The sequence below is a fragment of the Gordonia sp. SCSIO 19800 genome, assembly GCF_018132775.1.
Taxonomy (GTDB): Bacteria; Actinomycetota; Actinomycetes; order Mycobacteriales; family Mycobacteriaceae; genus Gordonia; species Gordonia hongkongensis.
Genome location: NZ_JAGRQM010000002.1, coordinates 109,496 through 122,951, shown reverse-complemented (window position 1 = coordinate 122,951; position 13,456 = coordinate 109,496). Strand labels below are relative to the sequence as shown.

Below are 13,456 nucleotides of genomic sequence, written 5' to 3'. Positions count from 1 at the left end.
CGGAAAATGCGTTCCTATCCTCGCCCGCGACCCGTGGGCGACCCGTCCATCGTCAGCAGGCGGTGACACCGCCGCAGACGCTCGCGCCACCAATGCTGACGCTCTTCTTCGACCGCGAGTCCGCGCACGTCGACCGAGGCGTCGGTGCCGAACCATCGCGTTCCCACCGAGCCGTCGACCATCTGGAAGGACGCGGCGACATCCGCGGCGAGCAACGACCCGGTGCCCAGCCCGCACGCGAGCTCCAGGCGCGGTAGCGCGGCCGCGGCAGCCACGCCGGCGGCCATCCCGATCGCGCTGTCGAGGGCACTCGAGACCACGATGTCGAGTCCCAGGTTCTCGGCGAGCTGGAGGGTTGCGCGCATGCCGCCGAGCGGCGCGACCTTGACCACCGCCACGTCAGCAGCGTCGGCCGCGACGACACGGTACGGGTCCTCGGCCTTCCTGATGGATTCGTCGGCAGCGATCGGCACCTCGACCGCCCGACGCACGGCCGCCAGTTCTTCGACTGTGCGACAGGGCTGTTCGGCATACTCGACCTCACCGATGGCGCGCAGGGCGGCGATGGCCTCGTCGACGGTCCAGCCGCCGTTCGCATCGATGCGCACCCTGCCGATGAGCTCCCGCGTCGCCGCGACCCGGGCGACGTCGTCGTCGAGGGTCTGCCCCGGTTCGGCGACCTTGACCTTCGCGGTTCCCGCGCCGGGGTATCGCTGCAGCAATGCGTCGACCTCGTCGGCGGGGATGGCGGGCACGGTCGCGTTGACCGGGACGGTGTCGCGGACCGCGGCGGGAGGGCCGACCCAGGCGGCCTCGATGCCGGCCCGCAGCCACGAGGCCGCCTCCGGGTCGTCGTACTCGACGAACGGACCGAACTCCCCCCAACCCGCCGGCCCCGCGAAGACCATCGTCTCGCGCGTGGTCAGGCCGCGGAATCTCGTACGCATCGGCAGGCGCACCGCGACAGCGGAAGCGAGGACCTCCTCGACGTCGGGAAGCGCCCAGTCCGGTTGCCTGCCCCGCATCATCCGTCCTCCCTCTCCGCATACAGATCACCCCGCGTCGTTGGAACAACCTTCCAAGTTTGTTCCAAGTGCGATATTCTCGCCGCCATGTCAGTCAACCAGGGATTCGACGCCGGTATCCGCGAGGCAGAGCCGATGATCGTCGACGACACTCCGGACACCGCGGGCGAGATCGCCTCGCCACGTCTGGGCGCCGACTCGCTCGTGTGGAAGTTCTACGGCGACAACCGCGGACTGCTGGGCTTCCAGCGTCTGGCCGGCACCGAGAACTGCATCGAACAACTCGGCCAGGCCGTGCTCGATCACTCGATCATCTTCAGCGACTTCCTCGGCCGGGCCAAGCGGACCGGCCCCCCGGTCATGCGGACCGTGTACAGCACCGAGCCGGAGAAGTGGGGGCGCACGGTGCGCGACTTCCACCGCGACATCAAGGGCACCATCAGTGACGGATCGCGGTACCACGCACTCAATCCGGAGCTGTTCTACTGGGCGCACGCGACGTTCGTCGACCAGGTCCTCTACATCACCGACACCTTCATCCGACGCCTGAGTTACGCCGAGAAGGTCCAGATTTTCGAGGAGAGCAAGGTCTGGTATCAGCTCTACGGGGTGAGCGATCGCGGGCAGCCGCAGACGTACGAGGAGTTCGTCCAGTATTGGGAAGACATGCTCGACCGGTTCGTGCCGCACAAGACGATCGTCTACGCCACCGGTTACATCCGGCAGGGACTCCCCTGCCCCAAGAAGATCCCCTTGCCCGTGTGGAAGATCCTGTCGCTTCCGTTGAACGCCTTCATCCGCACCGTTGTCGTCGGAACGCTGCCCCAGCAGATGCGTGACGTGTGCGACCTCGAGTGGAACGACAGGCGCGAGAAGAACTTCCAACGGTTCGCCGCCCTCATGCGGGCTGCCAACCCGTTGATCAACCGCCTGCCGCTCAAGTACCTCTACGTCCCCTGGGCCTACGACGCCTGGCGCAAGGTCGGGATCGACCCGCGACCGCTGCACAACAAGCCCGCCTGATAGCGCTTCGCTTCTTTAGGAGCGCCCGAAGCTTGCGGAGGGCGGCGGCCGCTTCCGCTCCCTGGGGAGGCCCGGAGCCTGCGGAGGGCCGTCACGAAGGGTCAGTGCCCGAGGAACCCGTCGACGTGGGTGACGAACTCCTCGGCGCGGTCGCGGTGAACGCTGTGCCCCGCCTCGATGGTGACGAACCGCGAGTTCGGCAGGGCGTCGCTGAGGGTCCGCAGGTGGCGCGGGGGCAGAAAGCTCTTCTCGCCACCCGAGATGACCATGGCGGTGGCCTGCACATCCGGCAGCTCCGACCACCAGTGCGGCGCGCAGACGTCGAATTCGGCGACGATCTGGTCGCCCATCCGGCCGTCGTAGCGGATGACCGGAAAGGGGTTGCGCGCGAGCGCGATCAGCCCACGAATCTGCTCGCCCAGGGTGGCGCGCATGGCGATGCCCTCGGACAGATCGGCCTCGTCGCGGGGCATCGGCGGCACCTCTTCGAGCACCAGGCGTCGGATTCTCGTGGGCTCACGCATGGCCAGTCGCAGCGCGGTGTGGGCACCGAGCGAATGGCCGACCACGTCGGCGACCGCGATCCCGAGGGTGTCGAGGACATAGGCCAGGTCGTCGCGGAAGTCGTCGAGCCGGTAGACCTCACGGGCCCGGCCGCTGCGCCCGTGTCCACGGAGGTCCACGCTGATCACCGCACGCCCGCGGGCGCGGAGTGCCGTCGCGAGCCGGCGCCAGGTCGAATGGTCCGATGCCATCCCGTGCACGAGGACGACCGGTACGCCCCGGTCGGCCTCCCCCGCGATCCGGACCGCGAGGTCGGGGTCGCCGCTTCGACGCAGAACACGCATGACCGTCAGCTTACGAACGTCGGCCGTGCGGGAGCCGTCACACTCCACCCGGCCCTCCGCACCTCGCCCGGACCGCTGCTCACCGGTCGCGGAACCAGCCGCTGTTCTTGGCGCGCCACACCATGTCCTCCCAGTACCCCCAAGCGTGTGTCCCGACGGACGGGAAGTCCGTCGTGACCGGGATGCCCCGCAACGCGGCCGCGACTTCGAACGACCGGGTCTGCGCGAGCGACACCACCTCCAGCGGTGTGCCCTTGACCGAGGCCACGGCGTCGGCGTTGTGCGGACCCCATGTCGCCGAACCGGACCCGATGCGGATCTTCATCCCGCGCATCCGCGGCAGCTGGACGAGTGCATCGTTGCGCGTCCACCGGTCACTCCAGGGCGGTCCCCACATGGCGTCCGCGCTGAACGGACCGACCCCCGCCCCGACCCCGGCGTCGATCAACGCGAGCCGAACAGCCTCTCGCATCGTGGGCGCGGACAGGTTCAGGTAGCCGGACATCGAGAAGACGTGCGAGATGCGCTTGCGGTGGTACGCCCCGTAGACCATCGCCGCGTTACCGCCCATGGAGATGCCCATGATCGCGTATTTGCCCAGCGGGCCGACGGCGAGTCCGCGCGCGTCGAGTTCGCGCACGATGGTGTCGAGTCGGCACGTCCACCGATAGCGATATCCGACCTTGTTGGCCGGGCTCGCCGCTTCCCAATCGGTGTAGAAGCTCGCGAGACCTCCGACCGGTTGGATCACGTTGACGCCGGAGTCGGCGATGCGGTGGACACGCGTGTCGCGACGCCAGCCACTGATGTCACCGGTCGCGCGAAGACCGTCGAGAGCGATGACGGTTTTGCTGTTGCCCCACCGGGTCCAGGTGTCGACCGGGGTGCTCGGCATGCCGCAGCCAGACACGTGGAACCTGCCGAACGCGGCCGACGCGGACGCGTTACCCGACCCGATGGTGACCACGCCGACCACCGCGAGGAGCGCGAGGGCGAACGCGAAGGCTCGACGTCGGCGGGCAAGCCGACGTGGCCGTAGTGAAAGCTGCACCGACGAACTGTAATTCGACGACGATCAGCAATGCCACGGCTGTGACCCTAGGGCATCGACATCGATATCGAGTGGTGACCAGAGTGACTACAGTGAATGAAGTGGCGTATGTGGCAGAGGATTCACCTTGTTACAGACCATCCACGCATCCTCAGAGATCGTCGACGATGCGCTGACGCGCCCGCGCGTACTCCTCCTCGGTGACCGCGCCGGTGCGGCGCAGTTCGTCCAGCGACGCGAGCCGTTCGGCCGGCGAACGGCCCGGGTCACCACCCCGGCCCGACCCGCCACCGGCCTTGGTGAACGACGGGGGGTCCATCCGAGACGAGCTCGCCGAATCCGCCCGGACTCCCGCCCAGCCGCGCACGACCTCCATGACTTCCGCTCGGGCCGCGGGATTGGACCGCAGATCGATCACGCCACTGCCCGCCACCCCGTGACGTCCGAGGATCTGCAGGATCTCCCCCAACGGTTCCGCCTGGCCGGTGAGATCGTAGGTCCGGCCGTCTTCTTCGGAGGTGAACCTGGCCAGCACCGAACCGGCGAGCAAAGCGGTTGCCTGCCAGTCGATCTCGAAGTCCTGGGACTCGGGATCGACCATCACGGCCAACCGACGGGCGTGCAGCAGCGGCTGCTGGTAATGCTGCACGACCTTCCTCGTCGACACCTCGAACGGAGCGAGTCCCTCGGCGTGGATCCGGAGCCCGAGCTTCATCAGCGGCTGGTCGTTGATCTCGACATTCGTCTGACCGATCGAGGTGATCTCGGCGATGCCGAACACTCCGGCGGCGCGCAGGCGTTCCAGCTTGGCGCCACCCCGATAGTTGAACCACGCGATGGCAACGCCGAGAACGACATCGAGCACGGTGATGCCGATCCCGGTCCACAGCATCCACTCCGTGTCGGGTGCATCGATCACGAAGTAGGCGACGAGGAAGATCGGACCGACGATCCCGCACAGCATGACAAACGCGAAAGTGCCCACGGCACTCCACACATGGGCAGGAACACGTGGCCCGGTCCCCGACTCTCCGAACATGGTCATGCGCGAACTCTAGGCGCGGACCTGCGGTGACGGAAGCCCTTATGACACAGCGTCCGGCCATGGAACGACAGGCGGGTCGTGAGTGAATGTGTCACGAGAACCAGGGAGCGCGCGCCTCGCTCACTGGCCGTACCACGCGAGACGCTCGGTCACACATGTGACCGAGCGCCTGACGTGACCGCGCCTGGTGCGCGCTACTTGAGCCAGAGCTTTTCGAACTGGTCCTGATAGTCGGCCACGCCGACGTAGAACCCCGTCTTCGGATCGAGAACCGCAGTCCCGATGTTGTCGCTGTTGAGCAACTGGGTCGGCAAGAACGCATCATCGGCTGGTTTCAGATCGTCGCCGTTGAACTGCCTGGCAAGCATGTCGATCACACGCCAGCCGAGGATCTGCACCGGAAAGCCGACCCACACACTGTCGTCTCCGTCTTTCAGTGATGCGAGGTTGGCCGGCGTCGGCGTCTGACCGGCGAATCGCACCTGATCCTGGAGCCCCGCGGCTCGAAGCGCCGCGTCGACGCCCAGCACCAGGTCCCCGAACGAGAAGAGCGCATAGTTGATCTCGGGATCACGTTGCAGCGTGCTGACCACACTCTGCGGCGTCTTGGTACCCAGGTCCGTCACCTGTTGATTGATCGTCTCGACACGACAGCCGGGGCAGAGTGTCTTCATCTGTGCGGTGAAGGCATCGGTGAAGACATTGAGGATCGGGTAGTCGGTGATGGTGAAGACCGCGATGTTGGCCTCACCATCGCTGTCGGCGACGACCTGGCTCGCGACCATCTTGCCCCATTCCTGGACCTGCTTGGTGCCGTCGAGCGAGGTCGAGATCACCCCGGGCACCGGATCGTCGCCCACACTGTCGGCGATGACCGGGATCCCGGCGTCCGAGGCGCGTTCGATCTGCGTCGACAACATCGACAGCGGCGTGCCCGAGATGTGGATCGCGTCCGGCCCGAGAGCGATCGCCTGGTCCATCGCCTTCGGACCGGCATCGGCGTCAGTACCCTGCAGGATTCGCTGGTAGCGCCACCCCAGGAGATCCGCGGCCTGTTGGATCGCGTCGTCCTTTGCACTCGAGATCGGTTGTGGCGTCTCGATGCTGATCACGTACTTACCCGCTTGCGGAGCGCGACTCAGCGGAGTTGTGAGCACCAATCCATCAGGGGGACTTTCGTATTGATCCGCGACGCTACGCGCCGCCGAGACATCTGCGGGCTCACCCGAACCCCCACCGTCGGCACTCGAGCAGGCGGTGGCGACGGCACCGACGGCGGCCACCGCGATCATCGTCTGCACCCAGGACTTGGTTCTCACTCGGTTTCCTTTCACGATGGCCTCTCGGCCGATGGGGATCCGCCGCAGCGGCAGAAGGAGGCAGCGAGCGTTCGTCACGAACGTCGTGCCGTACGGGCGGCCAGCGCGACCGCGATGATGAGGGCGAGGCCGTTGAAGAGGTCGTTGACGAAGCTCGGCGCGCCCGCGAGCTGGAGTCCCTTGACCCCGGTGGCCAGCAGGTAGATGGCGACGAGGGTGCCCAGCACGTTGACTCGTCCCGCCCGTATCTGTGTCGAGCCCAGGAAGACCGCCGAGAACGCCGGCAACAAGTACGACGGCCCGATATCGGGCGCAGCCGTGCCGAGCTTGGCGGCCAGCACGACGCCGGCCAGCGCCGCGACTGTCGCGGAGGTGACCAGGGAACCGAACATGATCCGCTCGACGCGCAGACCCGCGAGCCGGGCTGCCTGCCGATTTCCGCCGGTGGCGTACAGGTACCGCCCCAGCGGGGTCTTCTCGAGAAGGACATACATGACCGCCGCCACCACCACCATGTAGTAGAAGGGCAACGGAAGACCCAGGAACATACCGCTTCCGAGCCCGAGGAAACCGTCGGTGAACCCCTCGGTGATCTGTTTGCCGTCGGTGACCCAGTACGTCCCCGCCAGCATGATGCTCGACATTCCCAGCGTCGCGATGAAGGAGTCCACCTTCAGCCGGACGACCACGAAGCCGTTGACGGCACCGATGAGGGCTCCGCACAGCAGCGTGGTGAGTATCGCGACCGTCGCGCTGATCCCCAGGGACAGTTGATACGAGACCATGGCGACCGAGAAGCCCATCACGCCTGCGATGGAGAGGTCGAAGACCCCGGCCGCCAGCGGCACGATCAGACCGATCGCCAGGATCGCGGTGATGGCCTGATCACCGGCGATGATCCTGAGGTTGCCCTCGGTGAGGAAAGTGTCCGGGATCCACAGCGCAAACAACACGATGATGGCCACCCACACGTAGATGCCGCTGAACCGATCAAGGCCCAGGGACACCACGCGCCGACGTCGGGCCGATTCGGGGCCGAGCCCGCCCGGGCCCGCGGGCGTATTGCCGTCGGCACCACCGCCACGGGACGCGGTCGGCACTTCTTCGGATGACTGTGTGGTCATCGCGGGTCCTTTCGGTTCTGAGGTCTTACGCATGTACGTGAGCGGAGGTCTTGAGCGTCGAGGCGGTCAGCTCGTCGGGATCGATGTTCGGCCGCCGGAGTTCGTCGACGATCCGTCCCGCCGCGAGGACGACGACCCGGTCGCACAAACGTGTCAGCTCGGCGTGGTCGGTGGAGACGACGAGCACCGCCGCTCCGGCCGAGGCGGCGTCATCGATGAGCGCATGGATGTCGGCTTGCGCGCCGACATCGACACCCTGTGTCGGTTCGTCGAGCAGGAGAACCCGGGGATGGCGGCGAAGCCAACGCGCGAGCATCACCTTCTGCTGATTGCCACCGCTGAGGGTGCCGAGCTGACGTTCGGTGTCGCCGGCCGGGCGCACCCCGAGCCGGTCGAGCCACGTTGCCACATCGGACTTCTCGCGCTTCAGGCGAAGAAATCCCGCCATGGCGTGGGCCCACGGGTCAGCCACGGAAACGTTCTCCCGGAGCGACGCCGTCGCGAACGCGGCGTTCGTCAACCGTTCCGCCGGCACACATCCCATCCCGGCTGCCATCGAGATGTCCGGCCGGTCGGCGCGCACAACCACACCGTCGACTGTCATGGTGCCGACCCGGCCGATCCCGCCGAACAGTGCCGGAACGACCGATTCGCGTCCGGAACCAGTGATCCCGGCGATCCCGACGACCTCGCCCGCCCCGACAGAGAGATCGAACCCGGTGATGTTCCCGCAGGACATCTGCGACACATCGAGCATTGCGGACCGCTCGAGACCGCCACCAGGCGGCGCGGTCTGCTGTCTGGCCGGAAGCGAGGATGGGGCTCCGGGCGTTCGGGTCCCGATCATGAGCGCAACCAGCGCGTCCTCGTCGAGACCCGTCAGCGGACGCGTGGTCACCACGTTGCCGTCCCGCAGGACGGTGACCGTGTCGCAGAGGTCGAACACCTCCGGCAGGTGATGGGAGACGAACAGCACCGCGACGCCGGAGTCTCGGATTCTGCGCACCAGGTCGAACAGCCGAATGGCCTCTGCTGCCGGGAGATTGGCGGTGGGCTCGTCGAGCACCAGCACCTTGGCCGAACCGCTGCCCCCCTGGACCGCGCGCGCCATCGCGAGCATCGTCCGCTCACTCATACTCAGGTCGGACGCGCGCTTCCTGAGGTCGAGGTCGATGCCCAGCTCGTCCAACGCTGATCGTGCGTGCCGACGCTCAGCGCGAAAATCGATGGTGCCCAGACGCGTTCGCCGGTAGCCGTGGCCGAGGGCCATGTTGTCGACCACGTCCAGGGAGCCGACGAGACCCAGTTCCTGATGGACGAACCGAAGGCCGGCGGTCTCACCGCTGCCGGGCACACCGAGGTGCAGCTCGTTCCCGCCCACGAGGATCGTTGCACCCGGATCCGGCTCGTGGTAACCCGCGAGAACCTTGATCAGAGTCGACTTGCCACACCCGTTCTGACCGACCAGCGCGCGTATCTCGCCGGGGCCGAGGGAGAGCGAGACGTCGGCCAGCGCCCGCTGGCCACCGAAAGATTTGGAGAGGTTCGCAACCTCGAGCGCCTCGACCATCAGCACCTCACGTGATCGAAGTTACTTTATCCCGACCTGTGTTATCTGGATCATAGTGAACTATGTACATAGATCTGTCCAGCAGTCTGCGGAACTTTAAAAAGTTGGGGCGCAGCGGCCCTCGAGACGCTAGAGTCCAGCGGGGTCGTCAGAGCCTTCACTGAGGCGTGAATCTTAGTGATCGGCGCGTCAAGAAACGCGGGAGGCTGTGCGCGGTGCTGTCGACGCACGAAAGGCGCCCGGCCACATGGTGACCGGGCACGAAAAAGGCGCCCGGCCACTTTCGTGACCGGGCGCCTTCGACTCAGAGAGTCAGTGAGTCAGAACGAGATCACTTGGTGATCTTGGTGACTCGACCCGCACCGACGGTGCGGCCACCCTCGCGGATGGCGAAACGCAGGCCCTCGTCCATGGCGACCGGCTGGATGAGCTTGACGCTCATCTCGGTGTTGTCGCCCGGCATGACCATCTCGGTGCCCTCGGGGAGGGTCACGACGCCGGTCACGTCCGTGGTACGGAAGTAGAACTGCGGACGGTAGTTGTTGAAGAACGGGGTGTGACGGCCGCCCTCGTCCTTGGACAGGATGTACGCCTGGCCCTCGAACTCGGTGTGCGGGGTCGTGGTGCCCGGCTTCACGATGACCTGACCGCGCTCGACGTCCTCACGCTTGAGGCCGCGGAGCAGCAGACCGGCGTTGTCGCCTGCCTGTGCCGAATCGAGGAGCTTGTGGAACATCTCGATACCGGTGACGGTGGTCTTGGTGCTCTTCTCGCGGATGCCGACGATCTCGACTTCCTCGTTCACGTTGACCTCGCCGCGCTCCACACGACCGGTGACCACGGTGCCGCGGCCGGTGATGGTGAAGACGTCCTCGACGGGCATGAGGAACGGCTTCTCGGTCTCGCGGACCGGGTCCGGGATCGACTCGTCGACGGCAGCCATGAGCTCTTCGACCGACTTGGTCCACTCGGGGTCACCCTCGAGGGCCTTGAGAGCCGAGACCTTGACGACCGGGGCTTCCTCGTCGAACTCCTGGGCGGCCAGCAGTTCGCGGACCTCCATCTCGACGAGCTCGATGATCTCGTCGTCGTCGACCATGTCGGCCTTGTTCAGGGCGACCAGGATGTAGGGCACACCGACCTGGCGGGCCAGCAGCACGTGCTCGCGGGTCTGCGGCATCGGGCCGTCGGTGGCGGCGACCACGAGGATCGCGCCGTCCATCTGGGCAGCACCGGTGATCATGTTCTTGATGTAGTCGGCGTGACCGGGGGCGTCGACGTGGGCGTAGTGACGCTTCTCGGTCTCGTACTCGACGTGCGAGATGTTGATCGTGATACCGCGAGCTTTTTCCTCGGGAGCCTTGTCGATCTGATCGAACGCGAAGCTCTTGTTGAGGTCCGGGTACTTGTCGTGCAGCACCTTGGTGATGGCCGCGGTCAGCGTGGTCTTGCCGTGGTCGACGTGACCGATGGTGCCGATGTTCACGTGCGGCTTGGTCCGCTCGAACTTCGCCTTCGCCACTTGATTGTCCTCCTGGACTTGTTGCTCTACTGGGCGGATCCCAGCAGGGGTTTTCTTCTTACGTTGGTGCGCAGAACTGGTCGGCGCATGTCGCTAGGACCGGATTTACTCGCCGGTGGCCTTCGCGATGATTTCCTTCGACACGTTCGCGGGAACCTCCGCGTACGAATCGAACACCATGGAGTAGTTTGCCCGGCCCTGGGTCTTCGACCGGAGGTCTCCGATGTAGCCGAACATCTCCGACAGCGGCACCTGTGCCTTCACGACACGCGCACCACTGCGCTCCTCCATGGCCTGGATCTGGCCACGGCGGGAGTTCAGGTCGCCGATCACGTCACCCATGTAGTCCTCGGGAGTCGTGACCTCGACGGCCATCAGGGGCTCGAGGATGACCGGACCGGCCATCCGCGCAGCTTCCTTCAGGGCCTGCGAGCCGGCGATCTTGAACGCCATCTCCGAGGAGTCGACGTCGTGGTACTGACCGTCGAGCAGGGTGACCTTCAGGTTCACCAGCGGGTATCCGGCGAGGACACCGTACTGCATGGCGTCCTGGGCACCGGCGTCCACCGACGGGATGTACTCGCGCGGGACGCGGCCACCGGTGACGGCGTTGGCGAACTCGTAGGTCGCACCGTCCTCGGCGTCCACCAGGGGCTCGAGCTTGATGATGACCTTTGCGAACTGGCCCGATCCACCGGTCTGCTTCTTGTGGGTGAACTCGTGCTTCTCGACCGTCTTGCGGATGGTCTCGCGGTAGGCCACCTGCGGCTTGCCGACGTTGGCCTCGACCTTGAACTCGCGCTTCATGCGGTCGACGAGGATGTCGAGGTGGAGCTCGCCCATACCGCCGATGACGGTCTGGCCGGTCTCCTCGTCGAGCTGGACCGAGAAGGTCGGGTCCTCTTCGGCGAGCTTCTGGATCGCGGTGCCCAGCTTCTCCTGGTCGGACTTGGTCTTCGGCTCGATCGACACGTTGATGACCGGGTCCGGGAAGCTCATGGACTCGAGCACGATCGGCGACGCCGAATCGCACAGGGTGTCACCGGTGGTGGTGTCCTTGAGACCGATCATCGCGTAGATGTGGCCCGCGGTGGCGTCCTCGACCGGGTTCTCCTTGTTGGCATGCATCTGGAAGAGCTTGCCGACGCGCTCCTTCTTGCCCTTGGTGGCGTTGAGCACCTGGGTGCCGGCATTGATCTTGCCGGAGTACACGCGCACGAAGGTGAGCTTGCCGAAGAACGGGTGAGCCGCGATCTTGAACGCGAGAGCCGAGAACGGCTCGTCCGCGGACGGCTTGCGCGAGAGGATCTCCTCCTCGTCGCCCACGGCGTGACCCTCGACCGACGGCACGTCCAGCGGGGACGGCAGGTAGTCGATGATCGCGTCGAGCATGGGCTGCACGCCCTTGTTCTTGAACGCCGAGCCACAGATCACCGGGTAGAACTCACGGGCGATCGTGAGCTTGCGGATCGCGCCCTTGATCTCCTCGGTGGTCAGCTCTTCGCCGCCGAAGTACTTCTCGAGCAGGGCCTCGTCGGTCTCGGCGACCGTCTCGAGGAGCTTCTCGCGGTACTCCGCAGCCTGATCGACCAGGTCGGCGGGGATCTCCTCGAAGGTCGGCGCAGCGCCGATCTCGACGGTTCCGCGCCAGGTGATCGCCTTCTGCTCGATGAGGTCGACGACGCCGTCGAAGTTGTCCTCGGCGCCGATCGGCAGCTGCAGGACCAGCGGCTTGGCGCCGAGGCGCTCCTCGATGGTGCGCACGGTGAAGAAGAAGTCCGCACCGAGCTTGTCCATCTTGTTGACGAAGCAGATACGCGGGACGTCGTACTTCTCCGCCTGACGCCAGACCTGCTCGGACTGCGGCTCGACGCCTTCCTTGCCGTCGAACACGGCGACCGCGCCGTCGAGCACGCGGAGGCTGCGCTCCACCTCGACGGTGAAGTCGACGTGGCCGGGGGTGTCGATGATGTTGATCTGGTTCTTGTTCCAGAAACACGTCACCGCCGCGGAGGTGATGGTGATCCCCCGCTCCTTCTCCTGCTCCATCCAGTCGGTGGTCGAGGCACCGTCGTGGGTTTCACCGATCTTGTAGTTCACACCGGTGTAGAAGAGGATTCGCTCGGTGGCGGTGGTCTTGCCGGCATCGATGTGGGCCATGATGCCGATGTTGCGAACCTTGTTCAGGTCGCTGAGCACTTCCTGTGCCATCAAGTTCCCTTCGGGAAGATTTCGGACTAAAGGCTGTCTTCACTTATCAGCCCCGGGCTCGCTGCGCTCGCCCCCACCCGAACGAGTTCGGGTGGACTGGGCGGTCGTCGCTTCGCGCCGAGCGCCCAGTACCCGGTTTGGGGTCGATTACCAGCGGTAGTGCGCGAACGCCCGGTTGGCCTCGGCCATCTTGTGGGTGTCCTCGCGGCGCTTCACCGAAGCACCGAGACCGTTGGACGCGTCCAGCAGCTCGTTGGCGAGACGCTCGACCATGGTCTTCTCACGACGCTGACGGCTGAAGCTGACGAGCCAGCGGAGCGCGAGGGTGTTGGCGCGGTTCGGCTTGACCTCGATCGGCACCTGGTAGGTGGCACCACCGACGCGGCGGCTCTTCACCTCGAGGGTGGGCTTCACGTTGTCGAGAGCGCGCTTGAGGGTGACGACCGGATCGGTGCCGGTCTTGTCGCGAGCCTGCTCGAGGGCGCCGTAGACGATGCGCTCGGCGGTCGACTTCTTGCCGTCCAGCAGGATCTTGTTGACCAGCTGGGTGACCAGCGGCGAACCGTAGACGGGATCGTTGATGAGGGGGCGCTTGGGAGCGGGTCCTTTACGTGGCATGACTTATCAGTTCCCCTTCTTGGCGCCGTAGCGGCTGCGAGCCTGCTTGCGGTCCTTGACACCCTGGGTGTCGAGCGAGCCGCGGATGATCTTGTAGCGC

Annotated in this window: 11 protein-coding genes and 1 pseudogene; 1 reads left to right on the top strand and 11 read right to left on the bottom strand. The window is 65.9% G+C overall.

Annotation, left to right across the window (positions count from 1 at the left end):
- Positions 1-14: 14 nt before the first annotated feature.
- Positions 15-1,028, bottom strand: coding sequence for an o-succinylbenzoate synthase (locus KB201_RS02990; protein WP_065629667.1), 1,014 nt, complete (start codon positions 1,026-1,028; stop codon positions 15-17).
- A gap of 84 nt (positions 1,029-1,112) precedes the next feature.
- Here KB201_RS02990 and KB201_RS02985 point away from each other — a divergent pair, with 84 nt between their 5' ends.
- Positions 1,113-2,048, top strand: coding sequence for an oxygenase MpaB family protein (locus KB201_RS02985; RefSeq protein WP_211538312.1), 936 nt, complete (start codon positions 1,113-1,115; stop codon positions 2,046-2,048).
- Positions 2,049-2,149: 101 nt separating this feature from the next.
- Here the strand turns inward: KB201_RS02985 and KB201_RS02980 are convergent, their stop codons facing one another.
- From KB201_RS02980 to KB201_RS02935, 10 genes and pseudogenes are all read right to left on the bottom strand, one after another.
- On the bottom strand, positions 2,150-2,896 hold the full coding sequence (locus KB201_RS02980) for an alpha/beta fold hydrolase (RefSeq protein ID WP_068970114.1): 747 nt from the start codon (positions 2,894-2,896) through the stop codon (positions 2,150-2,152).
- A gap of 79 nt (positions 2,897-2,975) precedes the next feature.
- Positions 2,976-3,947, bottom strand: coding sequence for an alpha/beta hydrolase family protein (locus KB201_RS02975; protein ID WP_211538311.1), 972 nt, complete (start codon positions 3,945-3,947; stop codon positions 2,976-2,978).
- Positions 3,948-4,098: 151 nt separating this feature from the next.
- The gene (locus KB201_RS02970) at positions 4,099-4,992 is read right to left on the bottom strand and encodes an SHOCT domain-containing protein (protein ID WP_249145020.1); all 894 of its coding nucleotides are present in this window, start codon (positions 4,990-4,992) and stop codon (positions 4,099-4,101) included.
- Between the two features lie 194 nt (positions 4,993-5,186).
- Positions 5,187-6,311 carry a sugar ABC transporter substrate-binding protein gene (locus KB201_RS02965; protein ID WP_211538310.1) on the bottom strand — a complete coding sequence of 375 codons (1,125 nt, stop codon included), beginning with the start codon at positions 6,309-6,311 and terminating at the stop codon, positions 5,187-5,189.
- 74 nt (positions 6,312-6,385) lie between these two features.
- Complete coding sequence (locus tag KB201_RS02960; protein WP_211538309.1) at positions 6,386-7,435, bottom strand: ABC transporter permease; 1,050 nt, start codon at positions 7,433-7,435, stop codon at positions 6,386-6,388.
- Positions 7,436-7,460: 25 nt separating this feature from the next.
- A complete protein-coding gene (locus KB201_RS02955; protein WP_211538308.1) occupies positions 7,461-9,005 on the bottom strand; it encodes a sugar ABC transporter ATP-binding protein in 1,545 nt (514 codons plus the stop codon).
- Positions 9,006-9,336: 331 nt separating this feature from the next.
- Positions 9,337-10,527, bottom strand: a complete 1,191-nt coding sequence (tuf, locus tag KB201_RS02950; protein WP_004020593.1) for an elongation factor Tu — start codon at positions 10,525-10,527, stop codon at positions 9,337-9,339.
- 105 nt (positions 10,528-10,632) lie between these two features.
- A complete protein-coding gene (gene fusA / locus KB201_RS02945; RefSeq protein WP_211538307.1) occupies positions 10,633-12,738 on the bottom strand; it encodes an elongation factor G in 2,106 nt (701 codons plus the stop codon).
- 147 nt (positions 12,739-12,885) lie between these two features.
- Entirely contained in the window at positions 12,886-13,356 is a 471-nt protein-coding gene (gene rpsG, locus KB201_RS02940; protein ID WP_004020595.1) for a 30S ribosomal protein S7, read from the bottom strand.
- A 6-nt stretch (positions 13,357-13,362) separates the two neighbouring features.
- Positions 13,363-13,456 (bottom strand): annotated as a pseudogene (locus tag KB201_RS02935) (30S ribosomal protein S12); the annotation flags it as partial.